Genomic DNA, 17,172 nt, shown 5'->3' with positions numbered 1-17,172 from the left:
AAATAATCACGAATTTCAAAAATCCAGAAGATAGGAACACCTGAAAGTCGTATTACTGGATAACACAGCACTTTTCTTTTGTTCCCTTGCCTTGCCTCTGTTCCTCATTTTGCCCCAGCCTTCATCAGTGCTATCGCACACTCGTTATTGCCCTTCAGGATTGCGATGGACAGCGGGGTGGCGCCATCACTGGTTCTGGCAGCGTTGAGATTCGCCCCGGCTTTGATCAGGACTTCCAGGCAGCCGGAGTTATTTTCCTGGGCAGCGAGGAACAGCGGGGTGGAACCATCCGGCAAGGCGGCGTTGAGATCCGCCCCATTTTTGATCAGGAGTTTCGTGCAGCCTCTATTGCCCTTAAAGGCCGCGATGAGAAGCAGCGTGTTGCCATCCATAAACCGGGTGTTGAGATCTGCCTCGTCTTTGATCAAGAGTTCCACACACTTGACATAGCTTTTTGAAACAGCGAGGAACAGTGGGGTGGCGCCATCCGAAGTCTTGGGGATGTTGCGATCTGCCCCGGCCTTGAGCAGGCGTTTCACGCAGTCGGTATTGGCACTATCAGTAGCAAAGTACAGTGGGGTGAGGCCCAAAACCGTTCGGGCGTTGATATCGGCCCTGGCCTTGAGCAGGCGTTTCAGGCAGTTGGTTCTGCCAAGCTGGGCAGCTATCATCAGCGCGGTGGCGCCGTCCTCAGTCCGGGCGGTATTGACGTCCGCCCCGGCCTTGATCAGGCGGCCGACGATCACTTCATCCCCCTCACTGGTTGCCAACATCAAGGGAGTTTTCTTATTCATGACGGCATTGACATTGACGCCTTCTGCCAACGCCCTAAACACATCTCTCCGGTTCCCGTATTCACAGGCCCGGTAAAACATCAGATTGGGGAAAAATTTAGCCTGGTGATATTCACCGGTGTTCAAATTCATCACAGGGAACGGGTCTCCCCGGCAATACGCGCACTGGCGGCGGTCTATGGCTACTTCAAGAAATAACTGCGTAATACAGTCCACATGGTAGCGGTGGCCACATTGGGTTTGAAATACAGGATTGACGGTCACAGCCGTCACATCGCGACCATGGAAATCTTCCAAACAAATAGGACAGGCATCGTTCGTCGACGTTACGTCAGTTCCCACGGGGAAAGGGGAGTGAGTAATGGCATCCACAAGTAAAACCTCCTCGTTATTTTATTCAATGAGTTATCCACATAAGTCTTGGACACCAAAAAAGTACGATAATTCAGTTTTATGGCTAATAAATTTGCTGTGACTAAATAATCTCGCATTGCAAAACACAGAAGCAGGGAATACCTGAAAGCTGTGTTTACCGGGAAACACAACGCCTTTCTTTTGTTCCCTTCCTTGCTTCAGTTCCCTACTTTGCTCCAGCCTTGATCAGGGCTTTCGCGCAGTCGGTGTTGCCTTTCCGGGTTGCGATGGACAGCGGGGTAGTGCCAAGATCAGTCCGGCTGTTGAGGTTTGCCCCGGCGTTGATCAGTAGTTTCAAGCAGTCGGTATTGCCATTCTGAGCAGCGATAAACAATGCGGTGGCGTCATTCGTGTTGGCGGCGTCGAGATCCGCGTGAGCATTGATCAGGAGTTTCACGCAGTCGGTATTGCCCAACTGGGCAGCGACCATCAGTGCGGTGGCGCCAGTCACAGTTCGTGCGTTGATATTTGCGCTGCCTTCGATCAGGGCTTTCAAACAGTCAGTATTACCATTCTGGGCTGTTATGAACAGCGGGCTGACGTCACGCGGCGTGGCGGCGTTGATATCCGCCCCAGCGCTGATCAGGAGTTTCGCGCAGTCGGTATTGCCCTCTTGGGCCGCAATCCACAACGCAGTGGCGCCACCTTTAGACCTGGTGTTGAGATCCGCTTTGGCTCCGATCAGGGCTTTCAAGCAGTTGGTGTTATTTTTCTGGGCAGCCTGGAGCAGCGGAGTGCCGCCATCCTCAGACCGAGCCGCGTTAAGGTCCGCCCCGGCCTTGATCAGGCGTCCGACGACGTCTATGTGTCCGCCAATGGATGCCAACATCAAGGCAGTGAAGCCTTCATTCATAGCAGCATTGACATTGACTCCCTCTGCCAGTGACCTCTCCACCTGATCCAAATCTCCATTACAACAGGCATCATAAAATGTCCTATCGGGGAAAAATGTATCCGGGTGAGATTCACTGGTGTTCTGATTCACCACAGGCATCGGGTCTTGCCGACACATCGCGCACCGGCGTGAGCCGATGGGCTGATCAGCAAAACACCTCGATATACAGTCCAGATCGAAGCGTTGGCCACAACATTGGGTTTTGACGACCACAGGCGCTTCACTTCGACCATGGAACTCAGCCAGACAAACAGGACATTGATCAGCCTTTACTGTTGTCGGGGAGAGGGCAGTGAGCAATGCCATCCATAAGTAAAACATCTGTGCTAGCCGATAAGTAGTACGGGTTAGGTGCAAAGAAAGTATGGTAGTTCATTTATATGGCTATCAAAGCTTGCTCTGGCAAAATAATTACACATTGCAAAACTCGGGAGATGGGAACACCTGAGAGCTGTGTTTACTGGACAATATAACGCCTTTCTTCTGTTTCTTTCACTGCCTCTGTTCCCTACTCTGCCCCGGCGTTGACCAAGAGCTTCACGCATTCGGTATTGCCCAACTCGGCAGCGATTAACAGTGGAGTGGCGCCATCCAAAGTCCTGGTGGCGTTGAGATTCGCCTCGGCTTCGATCAGTGCTTTCACGCATTCGGTATTGCCTATCGCAGCAGCGGCAAACAACGGGGTGACGCCATTTGGCAAGGCAGCGTTGAGATCCGCCCCGGCGTTGATCAGGAGTTGTATGCAGTCGGTGTTGTTTTCCTGGATAGCCATGAACAGTGCGGTGGCGCCATTCTTCTTACACCGGGCGTTGAGATCCGTCCCGTCCTTGATCAGGGCTTTCACGCAATCGGTATTGCCCAACTGTACTGCCATGGACAGCGGGGTGGCGCCATCCATAGTTCGGGCGGCGTTGAGATCCGCCCCGGCGTTGATCAGGAGTTTCACGCAGTCGATGTTATTTTCTTGTACAGCGATGAACAGCGGGGTGGCGCCATTCTTATTCCGGGCGTTGAGATCTGCTTCGGCTTCGATCAGGATTGCCACGCAATCGGTATTACCCTTCCGGGCTGCAATGTATAGCGGGGTGGTGCCATCCGCAGTCGCGGGGGTGTTGGGGTTCGCCCCGGCTTTGATCAGGATTTTCAGGCAGCCGGTATTGCCCGTCAGGGCCGCGATGAACAGCGGGGTGGTGCCATCTTCATTCCGAGCTACGTTGACGTCTGCCCCGGCGTTGATCAGGCGTTCAACGATGTCCATGTGCCCCTTGCTGGATGCCAACATGAAGGCAGTGAAGCCATCATTCATAGCAGCATTGACATTGACGCCTTCTGCCAGTGACCTCTCCACTTGATCCAAATCTCCATCACAACAGGCATCATAAAATGTCCGATCGGGGAAAAATGTATCGGGGTGAGATTCACTGGTGTTCTGATTCACCACAGGCACCGGGTCTTGCCGACACATCGCGCACCGGCGTGAGCCGATGGGCTGATTAAAAAAACACCTCGATATACAGTCCAGATCGAAGCGTTGGCGACAACATTGGGTTTTGACGACCACAGGCGCTTCACTTCGACCATGGAAGTCAGCCAGACAAATAGGACATTGATCAGCCTTTACTGCTGACGGGGAGAGGGTAGTGAGCAATGCCACCCATAAGTAAAACATCTGTGTTGGTCAATAAGTAGCTTGGGTTAGATACAAAAAAAGTATGGTAGTTCATTTGTATGACTATCACAGTTTGCTGTGACCAAATAATCATGAATATCAAAAAACACGAAGATGGGAACACTTGAAAGCTGTTTTTACTGGATAGCAAAATGCCTTTCTTTTGTTTCCTTCCTTTCTTTGGTCGCAGTAAGGGCTTCCACGCAGTCGGTATGGCCCAACCTGGTTGCGATGGACAGTGGGGTGGCGCCATCCGAAGTCCTGGCGGCGTTGAGATCCGCCTCGGCGTTGACCAGTGCTTTCACACATACGGTATTGCCTTTCTCAGCAGCGGCGAGCAACGGGGTGGCACCATCCGAAGTCCTGGCGGCGTTGAGATCCGCCCCGGCGTTGATCAGGATTTTCATGCAATCGGTATGGCCTTTCCAAGCTGCGAAGAAAAGCGGGGTGGCGCCATTCGAGGTCATGGCGGCGTTGACGTTTGCTCCGGCGTTGATAAGGCGTTCAACGACGTCCGTGTGCCCTCCGGAGGATGCCAACATCAAGGATGTGAAATCATCGGTCATAACGGCATTGACATTGACTCCTTCTGCCAGTGACTTCTCCACCTGATCCAAATCCCCGTCATAACAGGCATCATAAAAGGTCTGATTGGGGAAAAATGTATCCGGGTACGATTCACCGGTATGCCAATGCAAAACAGGGAGCGGGTTTTGTCGGCAATACCCGCACTGGCGAGAGCCTGTGGGCTGAATAACAAATTGCCTCGTAATGCAGTCCAGATGGTAGAAGTGGCGACATCGGGTGATGACGAACACAGTCTCTCTACTACGGCTATGGTAGCGGTAGCAATCCAGACAAATTTCAAGTAGATCGGCCTTCAGTGTCCATGAGAAGAGGGCAGCGATCAATGTGACCTTTAGGTAGAACATCTGTACTAGCCAATAAGCAGCGCAGTTTAGGTCCAAAGTAATCATGATAGTTTATTTGTATGGCTATCAAAGTTTGCTGTGACTAAATAATCACGAATTTCAAAAACTCAGCAGATGGGAACTCCTTAAAGCCGTGTTACAGGATAATGCAGTACCCTTCATTTGTTCTCTTCGGAGTCTTGGCCTTGATAAGGGCCAATGCGCAGTCGATGTTGTCCATCTCGATTGCGATAGACAGCGGGGTGGCGCCATCCGAAGTTCTGGCGGCGTTGAGATCCGCCCCGGCGTTGATCAGGGTTTCCACGCAATTGGTATTGCCTTTCAAAGCTGCGATGAAAAGCGGGGTGGCGCCATCCGAAGTCCTGGCGGCGTTGACATTCGCCCCGCAGTTGATCAGGGTTTCGACGCAATCGGTATTGCCTTTTAAAGCTGCGATGAAAAGCGGGGTGGCGCCATCCGAAGTTCTGGCGGCGTTGAGATCCGCCCCATGTTTGATCAGGAGTTCCATGGTGCCCTTACAGGCTGCAATGAGTAGCAGCGTGTTGCCATCCCTGAACCGGGTGTTGAGATCTGCCTCGTCTTTGATCAAGAGTTCCACGCACTCGACATAGCTTCTCGAAACAGCGATGGACAGAGGGGTGGCGCCATCCGAAGTCTTGGGGATGTTGCGATCTGCCCCGGCATTGAGCAGGAGTTTCGCGCACCCGGTTCTGCCTTTCTCAGCAGCAAAGTACAGTGGAGTGGCGCCCGTCACATTTCGGGCGTTGACATTCGCCCTGGCCTTGAGCAGAAGTTTCACGCAGTTGGTCCTGCCCCGCTGGGCAGCTACCATCAGCGCGGTGGCGCCGTCCTCAGTCCGGGCGGTATTGACGTCCGCCCCGGCCTTGAGCAGGTGGTCGACGATCACTTCATCCCCCTCATTGGATGCCAAGATCAAGGGAGTATCCTTATTCATGACGGCATTGACATTGACTCCTTCTGCCAGCGCCCTGGACACCTGTTCCCGGTTCCCGTTTGAACAGGCATAATAAAACCTCAGATTGGGGAAAAATTTAACCTGGTGAGATTCACCGGTGTTCAAATTCATCACAGGGAACGGGTCTCCCCGGCAATACGCGCACTGGCGGCGGTCTATGGCTACTTCAAGAAATAGCTGCGTAATACAGTCCACATGGTAGCGGTGGCCACATTGGGTTTGAAATACAGGTTTGACGCTCACAGCCGTCACATCGCGACCATGGAAATCTTCCAAACAAATAGGACAGGCATCGTTCGTCGACGTTACATCAGTTCCCATGGGTAAATGAGAGTGAGTAATGGCATCCACAAGTAAAACCTCCTCGTTGTTTTATCTAATGAGTTTTAGACACAAAAAAAGTACGATAATTCAGTTTTATGGCGAATAAATTTGCTGTGACTAAATAATCACGCATTGCAAAACTCGTAAGATGGGAACACCTGAAAGCTGTTTTTAGTGGATAGCAAAATGCCTTTCTTTTGTTTCCTTCCTTTCTCTGGCCTCGGTAAGGGCTTTGACGCAATCGCTATGGCTCAGCATGGTTGCGATGGACAACGGGGTGGCGCCATCTTTAGTCAGGGCGTTGAGATCAGCCCCGGCTTCGAGTAGTGCTTTCAGGCATTCGGTATTGCCTTTTTCAGCAGCGGCGAACAGTGAGGTGGCACCATCTGAAGTCGTGGCGGCGTTGAGATCTGCCCCGACGTGGATCAGGATTTCCACGCAATCGGTGAAGCCCTTCCAGGCTGCGATGAATAGCGGGGTGGCGCCATCCAAAGTCCTTGTGGCGTTGAGATCCGCCCCGGCGTGGATGAGGATTTCCAGGCAATCGGTATTGCCTTTCAAAGCTGCGATGAAAAGCGGGGTGGCGCCATCCGAAGTTCTGGCGGCGTTGAGATCTGCCCCGGCGTTGATCAGGAGTTTCACGCAGTCGGGGTTATTTTCCTGGACAGCGAAGGTCAGCGCGGTAGCACCACATGATCGGGCGGCGTTGGGGCTTGCCCCGGCGTTGATAAGGCGCTCGACAACGTCTGTATGCCCCCCATAGGATGCCATCATCAAGGCCGTGAGATCATCAGAGGTAACGGCATTGACATTGACTCCTTCTGCCAGTGACTTCTCCACCTGATCCAAATCCCCGTCATAACAGGCATCAAAAAAGGTCTGATCGGGGAAAAATGTATCCGGGAGAGATTCACTGGTGTCCAGGTTCACCACAGGCATCGGGTCTTGTCTGCACATCACGCACCGGCGTGAGCCGATGGGCTGATCAGCAAAACACCTCGATATACAGTCCAGATCGAAGCGTTGGCCACAACATTGGGTTGTCACGACCACAGGCTCTTCACTTCGGCCATGGAAGGGAGCCAGACAAACAGGACATATGTCGGCCTCCAGTGTCGTCGGGAAGAAGGCAGCGAGCAATGCCATACACAAGAAGAACATCTGTGCTAGCTAATAAGTAGTAAGGGTTAGGTTCAAAGGGAGTATGGTAGTTCATTTGTATGGCTATCACAGTTTGCTGTGGCTAAATATTCAAGCATTTCAAAAACTCAGAAGGTGGAATCACCCTAAAGCTGTGTTTGCTGGATAACACGATGCCTTTGATGTGTTCTCCTCCTCTCCTCAGTTTCCTACTTTGCCCCAGCCTTGATCAGGGCTTTCACGCAGTCGGTGTTGTCCTTCCGGGTTGCGATGGACAGCGGGGTGGCACCATCCGAAGTTCTGGCGGCGTTGAGATCCGCCCCGGCGTTGATCAGGGTTTCCACGCAATCGGTATTGCCTTTCAGGGCTGCGATGAACAGCGGGGTAATGCCATTCGGCAAGGCAGCGTTGAGATCCGCCCCGGCGGTGATCAGGAGTTGTAAGCAGTCGATGTTATTTTCATAGGCAGCCAAGAACAGTGGGGTGGTGCCATTCTTACCCCGGGCGTTGAGATCCGCCCCGGCGTTGATCAGGGCTTTCACGCAATCGGTATTGCCCATCAGCGCTGCGCTGGACAACGGGGTGGCGCCATCCTTGGCCCGGGCGGCGTTGAGATCCACCCCAGCGTTGATAAGGAGTTTCACGCAGTCGATGTTATTTTCTAGTGCAGCGGTGTACAGCGGGGTGGCGCCATTCTTATTCCAGGCGTTGAGATCTGCTTCGGCTTGGATCAGGATTTTCAGGCAGCCGGTATTGCCCTCATAGGCAGCTATGAATAGCGGGGTGGCGCCATCCGTAGTCCGGGGGGTGTTAGGGTTCGCGCCGGCTTCGATCAGGATTTTCAGGCAGCCAGTATTACCCAACAGGGCAGCGATGAGCAGCGGGGTGGTGCCATCCTCATTGCGAGCGATGTTGACGTCCGCCCCGGCATTGATCAGGCGCTCGACGACGTTCATTTGCCCATAACAGGATGCGAGCATCAAGGCGGTGAAACCATTAGTCATAACGGCATTGACATTGACGCCTTCTGCCAGTGATCTCTCCACCTGCTCCAGATCCCCGTTGGAGCAGGCGATATAAAATGTCTGATCGGGGAAAAATGTATCCGGGTGAGATTCACTGGTGTTCTGATTCATCAAAGGCATCGGGTTTTGCCGACACATCGCGCAACGGCGTGAGCCGATGGGCTGATCAACAAAACACCTCGAAACACAGTCCAGATCGAAGAGTTGGCCGCAACATCCGGTTTTGACGACCACTGGCTCTTCATTACGGTTATGGAAGTTAGCCAAACAGATAGCGCATTGATCGGCTTTTAGCGTCCATGAGTAGAGGACAGCGATCAATGTCATCCATAGGTAGAACATCTGTACTGGCCAAGAAGTCGTGCGGGTTGGGTACAAAGAAATTATGGTAGTTTATTTTTATGGCTACAAAAGTTTGCTGTGACTAAATAATCACCTATCTCAAAAGCTCAGAAGACAGGAACACTTGAAAGCCGTGGTTACAGGATAACGCAGTACCCTTCATTTGCTCTCTTTGCTGCCTCGGCCTTGGCAAGGGCTTCTGCGCAGTCGTTGTTGCCCTTCTCAGTTGCGATGGATAATGCAGTTGCGCCATCCGTATATCTGGCGGCTTTGAGATCTGCTCCAAAGTTGAGCAGGAGTTTCAGGCACTCGACATTGCCCTTCTCGGCTGAGATGAACAGTGGAGTGACACCCTCTGGCAAGGCAGTGTTGGGATTCGCACCGGCGTTGAGCAGGAGTTTCACGCACTGGGTATTGCCCTCTTGAGCTGCCATGTAGAGCGGGGTGGTGCCCTCTGAAGTCCCGGCGGCGTTGAGATCCACCCCGTGTTTGATCAGGAGTTTCACGCACCCGGTGTTATTTTCTTGGGCAGCGAGAAACAACATGTTATAGCCACCGTTAGTCCGGACGTTTAAATCCGCCCCGGCTTTGATCAGGATTTCCGCGCAATCGGTTTTGCCTTTCCAGACTGCGATGGACAGTGGAGTGAAGCCATCCGAAGCTCTGGCAGTGTCAAAAGCCGCCCCTTTTTCAATCAGAAGTTGTAAACACTTGGTATTGCCCTTCAGTGCTGCGGTAAACACTGGGGTGGTGCCCCACAAGTCGGTGTTGGGGTCTGCCCCATCGGCAATCATGATTCGCACCTTTTCGGTATTGCCCTTGAGGACTTCGATGAGCAGTGGAGGGATGCCTTTGAGATCCGCCCCTTTGTCGATCAGGAGTTGCGCACACTCGGTATTGCCCTCCAGGACTGCAATAATAAGCGCGGTGGCACCATCCTCAGTTCTGGTAGCGCCGACCTTTGCCCCAGCTTTGAGCTGGCGTTCGACGACTGCGCTGTTCCCACTACAGGATCCCAGCATCAAGGCAGTGAGACCATATTTCATAACGGCATTGATATTGACCCCCTCTGCCAGTGACTTATCCACCTGATCGTAATCCCCTTGAAGACAGGCATCGTAAAACGTCTCGTCGGGGAAAAATTTATCCGGGTAAGATTTACCGATTTTCTTACCCACCACAGGCATCGGGTCTTGCCGACACATTGCGCACTCGCGTGAGCCGATAGGTTTTGTAAAATACTGACTCGTAAGACAGACCAGATGGAATGTGTGGCCACAATGGGTTAGACATTCGGTTTCGTCGGCGTCCACTGGCGCCATATCGTGGCCATGGAAATTTTCCAGACAAATAGCACAGACATCGTCCTTCGAACTTACGTCAGTACCCATGAGGAAAGGGGAGTGAGTATTGATATTCATAAGTAAAACCTCTGTGTTTTTTTAAGAAGCTATACAGATTTAGATACAAAAAAAGCACGATAGTTCAATTTTATGACTATAAAGTTTGCTGTGACTAAATAATCACCCATCTCAAAAGCTCAGAAGATGGCAACACCTGAGAGCTGCGGTTACCGGATAAAACAACGCCTTTTTTTGCTTCCTTCCTTGCCTCAGTTCCTTACTTTGCTCCAGCCTTGATAAGGGCTTGCGCACACTCGCTATTGCCCATCTCGGTTGCGATGGACAGCGGGGTGGAGCCATCCGAAGTTCTGGCGGCGTTGAGGTCCGCCCCGGCGTTGATCAGGATTTCCAAGCAACCGTGATTACCTCTGCGGGCTGCGACGTGAAGCGGGGTGGCGCCATCAGTCCTGGGGAGGTTGAGGTCTGCCTTGGCTTCGATCAGTGCTTTCACGCATTCGGTACTGCCTTTCCAGGCTGCGACGGAAAGTGGTGTGGCGCCATCCGACGTTCTGGCGACGTTGAGATCTGCCCCGGCGTTGATCAGGTGTTTCACGCAGTCGCTATTACCCAAGTAAGCAGCCATGAGCATTGCATTGGTGCCACTCGAAAGGACAGTGTTGACGTTCGCCCCGGCAATGATCAGGCGTTCGACGAGGTCTGTGTCTCCTATAGTGGATGCCAACATCAATGCCGTAAAATCATTAGTCATAGCGGCATTGACATTGACTCCTTCTGCCAGCGACCTCTCCACCTGATCCAGATCCCCAGATAAGCAGGCAAGATAAAACGTCTGATTGGGGAAAAATGTATCCGGGAGAGTTTCATTGGTGTTCTGATTCACCAAAGGCATCGGGTTTTGCCGACACGTCGCGCAACGGCGTGAGCCGATGGGCTGTTCAGAAAAACATTTCGAAATACAGTCCAGATCGAAGCGTTGGCCACAACATTGGGTTGTCACGACCACAGGCTCTTCACTTCGGCCATGGAAGGGAGCCAGACAAACAGGACATATGTCGGCCCCCAGTGTCGTCGGGAAGAAGGCAGCGAGCAACGCCATACATAAGAAGAACATCTGTGCTAGCCAAGTGAGTAGTAAGGGTTAGGTTCGAAGGGAGTATCGTAGTTCATTTGTATGGCTATCACCGTTTGCTGTGACCAAATAATCACCCATCTCAAAAGCTCAGAAGATGGGAACACCTTAAAGCCGTGTTTACAAGATAACGCAGTACCCTTCATTTGCTTTCTCGGCCTCAACAAGGGCTTCTGTGCAGTCGTTGTTGCCCTTCTCAATTGCGATGGACAATGCAGTCGCGCCATCCCTATATCTGGCGGCTTTGAGATCTGCTCCAAAGTTGAGCAGGATTTTCAGGCACTCGACATTGCCCTTCAGGGCTGCGATGAACAACGGAGTGGCACCAGTTGGTAAGGCAGTGTTGGGATTCGCACCAGCGTTGAGCAGGAGATTCACGCACTGGGTATTGCCCTCCTGAGCTGCCATGTACAGCGGGGGGTGCCATCTTTAGTCCTGGGGGTGTTGAGATCGGCCCCGTGTTTGATCAGGGTTTCCGCGCAATCGGTATTGCCTCCCCAGACTGCGGCTAACAGTGGGTTGAAGCCGTCCTGAGCCCTGGCGGTGTCGAGAGCCGCTCCGTTTTCGATCAGAATTTCTACGCACTCTTTATAGCCCTTCATGGCTGCGATTAACAGTGAGGGGGTGCCATCCAACAAGGCGGCGTTGGGATCTGCCTTGTAGCAATCAGGAGTCGCACCTTCTCGGTATTGCCCATCATGGCCGCCATGAAAAGCGGTGTGGCACCATCCTCAGTCCGGGCAAAGTTGACCTTCGCCCCGGCGTTGAGCTGGCGTTCGACGACTGCCCTGTTCCCACTGAAGGATCCCAGCATCAAGGCAGTGACACCATATTTCATAACGGCATTGATATTGACTCCGTCTGCCAGTGACTTATCCACCTGATCGTAGTCCCCTTGATAACAGGCATCGTAAAACGTCTCATCGGGGAAAAACTTATCCGGGAGAGATTCACTGGTTTTCTCTTTCTCCACAGGCATTGGGTTTTGCCGACACATTGCGCACTGGCGTGAGCCGATAGGTTTTCTAAAATATTGACTCGTAAGACAGCGCAGATGGAATGTGTGGCCACAATGGGTTAGACATTTGGTTTCGTCGGCGTCTACTGGCGCCACATCGTGGCCGTGGAAATGTTCCAAACAAATAGCACAAACATCGTCCTTCGAGCTGGCGTCAGTACCCATGGGGAAAGGGGGGGAGTGTTGATATTCATAAGCAAAACCGTGGTTACTGGATAACACAACGCCTTTCTTTCACTGCCTTCCTTGCCTCAGTTCTCTACTTTGCTCCAGCCTTGATAAGGGCTTGCGCACATTCTGTATTGCCCATCTCTGTTGCGATGGACAGCGGGGTGGCGCCAGTCTTGGTCTGGGCGTTGAGATCTGCCCCGGCGTTGAGCAGGAGTTGTACGCAGTCGGTGTTACTTTCTTGGGCAGTGATGAACAGTGCGGTGACCCCACGCTCAGTTCGTGCGTTGAGATCTGCCTTGGCTTCGATCAGGGCTTGCAGGCAGTCGGTTTTATTTTCCTGCGCTGCGAAGAACAGCGGGGTGGCGCCCGTCTTGGTCGGGGTGTTGAGATCCGCCCCGGCGTTGATCAGGGCTTTCACGCAATAGGTATTGCCCATCTGTGCTGCGGCGGACAACGGGGTGGCGCCATCCTCGGTCCGGGCGGCGTTGAGATCAGCCCCGGCGTTGATCAGGCGTTTCACGCAGTCGATGTTATTTTCTTGTGCAGCGGTGAACAGCGGGGTGGCGCCATTCTTAGTCCGGGCGTTGAGATCTGCTTCGGCTTCAATCAGGATTTTCAGGCAGCCGGTGTTGCCTGTCTGGGCAGCTATGAATAGCGGGGTGGCGCCATCCTCATTCCGGGCGATGTTGACGTCCGCCCCGGCGTTGATCAGGCGCTCGACGACGTTCATTTGCCCATAATAGGATGCGAACATCAAGGCGGTGAAACCATTAGTCACGACGGCATTGACATTGACGCCTTCTGCCAGTGACCTTTCCACCTGATCCAGATCCCCATTGGAGCAGGCGCTATAAAACGTCAGATCGGGGAAAAATGTATCAGGGAGAGATTCACTGGTGTTTTGATTTAACACAGGCATCGGGTTTTGCCGACACATCGCGCAACGGCGTGAGCCGATGGGCTGATCAACAAAACACCTCGAAACACAGTCCAGATCGAAGAGTTGGCCGCAACATGCGGTTTTGACGACCACAGGCACTTCATTACGGTTATGGAAGTTAGCCAGACAAATAGCACATTGATCGGCCTTTAGTGTCCATGAGGAGAGGGCAGCGATCAATGTCATCCATAGGTAGAACATCTGTACTGGCCAAGAAGTAGTGAGGGTTGGGTACAAAGAAATTATGGTAGTTTATTTTTATGGCTATAAAAGTTTGCTGTGACTAAATAATCGCCTACCTCAAAAGCTCAGAAGATGGGAACACCTGAAAGCTGCGGTTACCGGATAACACAACGCCTTTTTTTCGCTCCCTTCCTTGCCTCAGTTCCCTACTTTGCTCCAGCCTTGATAAGGGCTAGCGCACACTCGGTATTGCCCATCGCGATTGCGATGGACAGTGAGGTGATGCCATCCGAAATCCGAGGGATGTTGAGATTCGCCCCGGCTTTAATCAGGAGCTTCACGCAATTGATGTTATTTTGTTGAGCAGCCATGAACAGTGCGGTGAGCCCATCCTCAGTTTGTGCGTTGAGATCCGCCTCGGCATTGATCAGGAGTTCCAAGCAGTCGGTATTGCCTTTCACAGCAGCGGCCAACAGTGGGGTGGAGCCATCCCAAGTCCGAGGGATGTTGATATCCGCCCCGGCGTTGATCAGGAGTTTTACGCAGTCGGTGTTATTTTCTTGTGCAGCCGCGAAGAGTGGTGTGGTGTCAGTCTTGGTTCGGGCGTTGAGATCCGCCCCGGCGCTGAGATCCGCCCCGGCGTTGAGATCCGCCCCGGCGTTGATCAGAAGTTTCACGCAGTCGGTATTGCCTCTCATAGCAGCGGCGAACAGTGGAGTGGCGCCATCCGAAGTCCGGGGGATGTCGAGATCCGCCCCGGCGTTGATCAGTATTTTTACGCAGTCGGTAAAGCCATTCATAGCAGCCAGGAACAGCGAGGTGGTGCCATCCCCATGCCAGGCAGTGTTGACGTTTGCCCCGGAATTGATCAGGCGTTCTGCGACTTCAGCGTGCCTCCAGCGGGATGCCAACATCAAGGCAGTGAGACCATTAGTCATAACAGCATTAACATTAACGCCTTCTGCCACTGACCTCTCCACCTGACCCAGATCCCCGATAGAACAGGCAAGATAAAACCCCTGATCGGGGAAAAATGTATCCGGGTGAGATTCATTGGTGTTCTGATTCACCACAGGCATCGGGTCTTGCCGACACATCGCGCACTGTCGCGAGCCGATGGGCTGTCCAACAAAAGACTTCGAAATACAGTCCAGATCGAAGAGTTGGCCACAACATTGGGTTTTGACGACCACGGGCGCTGCACTTCGGCCATGGAAGTGAGCCAGACAAATAGGACAGTGATCAGCCTTCACTGTCCACAGGGAGAGGGTAGCGAGCAATGCAACACTTAAGTAGAGCATCTTTGTTGGCCATTAGGTCCACTAGGTGGTCCGGGTTAGGTACAAAGAAACTATGGTAGTTCATATATATGGCAATCAAAGTTTGTAGTGACGAAATAGTCACCAATTTCAAAAACTCAGAAGATGGGAACACCTGAAGGCCGTGGTTACTGGATAACACAACGTTTTTTTCCGTTCTCGCATGCCAGCATCAAAGCAGTGATACCATTATTCACAATGGCATCGACATTAATTTTTTCTGCCGATGATTGCTTCACCTGATCCAAATACCCCGCAAAACAGGCTTAAAAAGCGCTCGATCAAGAAAAAAATCATCCGCATAAGATATACCACTGACCTCATTCACCACAGGCGCTGCATCATAGCTCTCGACCATGAAAATCAACCGAGCAAACTGAAAGGAACATGAACAATAGTTGACATTTACTGTAAGCGAACGTAACTTTCAAACGACTGTTTGAAACTGTTGCTATACTTTTGCAATCTGTTTCATGAATAAATATAAGACAACCCAGAGGTACCGTTATGCCAGACTATAAGGCCCCCCTGCGCGATATCCGGTTCGTTCGTGACGAGCTCCTGGGATATCAGGAACATTACGCCAGTCTCCCCGGCGGAGAAGAAGCTAGCCCTGATATGGTAGACGCCATCCTTGAAGAAGGTGCCAAGTTCTGTGAACAGGTTCTGGCCCCTTTGAATCAGGTCGGTGATGAGCAAGGCTGCACCTGGTCCGAGGACGGTGTAAAAACACCAGACGGTTTTAAAGAGGCTTACCTGCAATACGTTGAAGGCGGCTGGCCTTCACTGTCCAGTGATCCAGAATACGGTGGCCAGGGTCTGCCTTACTCTCTGGGTCTGGTTCTCAGCGAACTGATGGGAGAAGCCAACTGGGCCTGGGGCATGTATCCCGGACTCAGTCATGGTGCCATGAATACTTTGGAAGCCCATGGTACTGAAGAACAGAAGCAAGCTTACCTGACCAAGCTGGTATCCGGTGAATGGACAGGTACCATGTGTCTGACCGAGCCTCACTGCGGTTCTGACTTGGGTATGCTGCGAACCAAAGCCGAGCCTGCCGCTGATGGTACTTATAAAATTTCAGGTACCAAGATCTTTATTTCTGCCGGTGAACACGACATGGCAGACAATATTGTCCACATCGTTCTGGCGCGTCTGCCGGGTGCTCCAAAAGGTACCAAAGGAATCTCGCTGTTTATCGTTCCCAAATATCTGCCTGGCAAGCACGGTGAGAGCAATGGCGTAAGTTGTGGTTCCATCGAGCACAAGATGGGGATTCACGGTAACGCCACCTGTGTCATGAACTTTGACGAAGCAACCGGCTTCCTGATTGGTCCGGAAAACCGTGGTCTGCAATGCATGTTCACCTTCATGAATACTGCCCGCCTGGGTACGGGTATTCAGGGCCTGTCCCACGGTGAAATCGCCTTTCAGGGTGCTCTGCGCTACGCCCGCGAACGTCTGCAAATGCGCTCCCTGAGCGGTGCCAAGAACACTGAAGGTCCGGCTGACCCAATTATTGTGCACCCTGACGTACGTCGGATGCTGCTGACCATCAAATCCTTAACCGAAGGCAATCGTGCCCTTCTTTACTACACAGCCAAGAAAGCAGATCTGCTGCACAGTCCTGATGAAGCAGTGCGTGAACAGGCTGATAAGGAACTGGGCTTCCTGACACCTATCGTCAAGGCTTTCCTGACCGAAACCGGTTTTGAGTCCGCCAACCACGCACTTCAGTGCTACGGTGGCCACGGTTATATCAGTGAATGGGGTATGGAGCAGAACGTTCGTGACTGCCGTATCTCCATGCTGTACGAAGGAACTACCGGTATCCAGGCACTGGACCTGCTGGGAAGAAAAATCTTCCAGAGCGGTGGTGAAACCATGAAGCCATTTACCAAGGAAATTCACAAGTTCTGTAAAGCTCACGCTGAAAACGAAGACCTGAAAGCCTTTGTTGAGCCACTGGCTGCCTTGAACAAGGAGTGGGGCGATCTCACCATGCAGCTGGGCCTGAAGGCGATGGAAAATCCTGATGAAGTGGGTGCGGCTTCCGTCGACTTCCTGATGTATTCCGGTTATGCGACTCTGGCTTATATGTGGGCTGATATGGCTCGCCTGGCCAAGGAGAAGCTGGCTGAAGGTACAACTGAAGAAGGCTTCTACAAAGCCAAGATTCAGACTGCACGTTTCTACTTTGAACGTATCCTGCCAAGAACACAGGCTCACAAATCTGCCATGTTGTCAGGCACAGCGAATCTGCTGGATATGGCTGAGGAAGATTTCGGTGAACTCTAATCCCGGATAAGAGTTTTCTGACAGGGGGTTGCTTCGGCAGCCCCTTTTTTTATGTCTGAACACTAGGAGCCTGACCGAGAATAGCGCCCGTCTAGGCGACCCCGTAGCGAGGACGGCAGAAAATTGAGGATGAAAATTCGGTTTTGTGAGGATTGCGCCTTGCAAGCGCGTAAAATCTTGTGACCTGAAATGGTCATCGCGGTAAAGCTGTGGTCGGCAGCCGTGTACCGAGTCTTGCG

The 17,172-nt window shown here is 52.4% G+C and carries 15 protein-coding genes; 1 reads left to right on the top strand and 14 read right to left on the bottom strand.

Annotated elements, in window-relative coordinates:
• Window positions 1-104: 104 nt before the first annotated feature.
• The 14 genes from ACOJUN_RS05120 to ACOJUN_RS05055 all read right to left on the bottom strand — a co-directional run bounded on the left by ACOJUN_RS05120 (window position 105) and on the right by ACOJUN_RS05055 (window position 14,617).
• Window positions 105-1,166, bottom strand: coding sequence for an ankyrin repeat domain-containing protein (locus ACOJUN_RS05120; RefSeq protein ID WP_422135590.1), 1,062 nt, complete (start codon window positions 1,164-1,166; stop codon window positions 105-107).
• A 208-nt stretch (window positions 1,167-1,374) separates the two neighbouring features.
• Window positions 1,375-2,424, bottom strand: a complete 1,050-nt coding sequence (locus ACOJUN_RS05115; protein ID WP_422135589.1) for an ankyrin repeat domain-containing protein — start codon at window positions 2,422-2,424, stop codon at window positions 1,375-1,377.
• Window positions 2,425-2,611: 187 nt separating this feature from the next.
• The gene (locus tag ACOJUN_RS05110) at window positions 2,612-3,772 is read right to left on the bottom strand and encodes an ankyrin repeat domain-containing protein (protein WP_422135588.1); all 1,161 of its coding nucleotides are present in this window, start codon (window positions 3,770-3,772) and stop codon (window positions 2,612-2,614) included.
• 137 nt (window positions 3,773-3,909) lie between these two features.
• Window positions 3,910-4,704 (bottom strand): ankyrin repeat domain-containing protein, encoded by a 795-nt coding sequence (locus tag ACOJUN_RS05105; RefSeq protein WP_422135587.1) that lies wholly within the window; start codon window positions 4,702-4,704, stop codon window positions 3,910-3,912.
• A gap of 136 nt (window positions 4,705-4,840) precedes the next feature.
• A complete protein-coding gene (locus ACOJUN_RS05100) occupies window positions 4,841-6,031 on the bottom strand; it encodes an ankyrin repeat domain-containing protein (protein WP_422135586.1) in 1,191 nt (396 codons plus the stop codon).
• A gap of 144 nt (window positions 6,032-6,175) precedes the next feature.
• A complete protein-coding gene (locus ACOJUN_RS05095; protein WP_422135585.1) occupies window positions 6,176-7,165 on the bottom strand; it encodes an ankyrin repeat domain-containing protein in 990 nt (329 codons plus the stop codon).
• 188 nt (window positions 7,166-7,353) lie between these two features.
• Window positions 7,354-8,511 carry an ankyrin repeat domain-containing protein gene (locus tag ACOJUN_RS05090; RefSeq protein WP_422135584.1) on the bottom strand — a complete coding sequence of 386 codons (1,158 nt, stop codon included), beginning with the start codon at window positions 8,509-8,511 and terminating at the stop codon, window positions 7,354-7,356.
• Window positions 8,512-8,648: 137 nt separating this feature from the next.
• The gene (locus ACOJUN_RS05085; RefSeq protein WP_422135583.1) at window positions 8,649-9,932 is read right to left on the bottom strand and encodes an ankyrin repeat domain-containing protein; all 1,284 of its coding nucleotides are present in this window, start codon (window positions 9,930-9,932) and stop codon (window positions 8,649-8,651) included.
• A 199-nt stretch (window positions 9,933-10,131) separates the two neighbouring features.
• Entirely contained in the window at window positions 10,132-10,986 is an 855-nt protein-coding gene (locus ACOJUN_RS05080; RefSeq protein ID WP_422135582.1) for an ankyrin repeat domain-containing protein, read from the bottom strand.
• 138 nt (window positions 10,987-11,124) lie between these two features.
• On the bottom strand, window positions 11,125-11,412 hold the full coding sequence (locus ACOJUN_RS05075; protein WP_422135581.1) for an ankyrin repeat domain-containing protein: 288 nt from the start codon (window positions 11,410-11,412) through the stop codon (window positions 11,125-11,127).
• Window positions 11,379-11,639 carry an ankyrin repeat domain-containing protein gene (locus tag ACOJUN_RS05070; RefSeq protein WP_422135580.1) on the bottom strand — a complete coding sequence of 87 codons (261 nt, stop codon included), beginning with the start codon at window positions 11,637-11,639 and terminating at the stop codon, window positions 11,379-11,381. The genes ACOJUN_RS05075 and ACOJUN_RS05070 overlap by 34 nt, the downstream gene beginning before the upstream one ends.
• Window positions 11,615-12,244 (bottom strand): ankyrin repeat domain-containing protein, encoded by a 630-nt coding sequence (locus ACOJUN_RS05065; RefSeq protein ID WP_422135579.1) that lies wholly within the window; start codon window positions 12,242-12,244, stop codon window positions 11,615-11,617. The genes ACOJUN_RS05070 and ACOJUN_RS05065 overlap by 25 nt, the downstream gene beginning before the upstream one ends.
• Before the next feature lie 37 nt (window positions 12,245-12,281).
• Complete coding sequence (locus ACOJUN_RS05060) at window positions 12,282-13,334, bottom strand: ankyrin repeat domain-containing protein (RefSeq protein ID WP_422135578.1); 1,053 nt, start codon at window positions 13,332-13,334, stop codon at window positions 12,282-12,284.
• A gap of 188 nt (window positions 13,335-13,522) precedes the next feature.
• Window positions 13,523-14,617: an ankyrin repeat domain-containing protein gene (locus ACOJUN_RS05055; protein WP_422135577.1), complete on the bottom strand. Its 1,095-nt coding sequence runs from the start codon at window positions 14,615-14,617 to the stop codon at window positions 13,523-13,525.
• A 525-nt stretch (window positions 14,618-15,142) separates the two neighbouring features.
• Here ACOJUN_RS05055 and ACOJUN_RS05050 point away from each other — a divergent pair.
• Complete coding sequence (locus ACOJUN_RS05050) at window positions 15,143-16,933, top strand: acyl-CoA dehydrogenase C-terminal domain-containing protein (protein ID WP_422135576.1); 1,791 nt, start codon at window positions 15,143-15,145, stop codon at window positions 16,931-16,933.
• The last annotated feature ends 239 nt before the right edge of the window (window positions 16,934-17,172 follow it).

The sequence above is a fragment of the Endozoicomonas sp. ALD040 genome (genome assembly GCF_049275945.1).
Lineage (GTDB): Bacteria > Pseudomonadota > Gammaproteobacteria > Pseudomonadales > Endozoicomonadaceae > Endozoicomonas_A.
The sequence above is the reverse complement of the archived record's forward strand: the minus strand, read 5'-3'. Positions and strand labels throughout refer to the sequence as shown.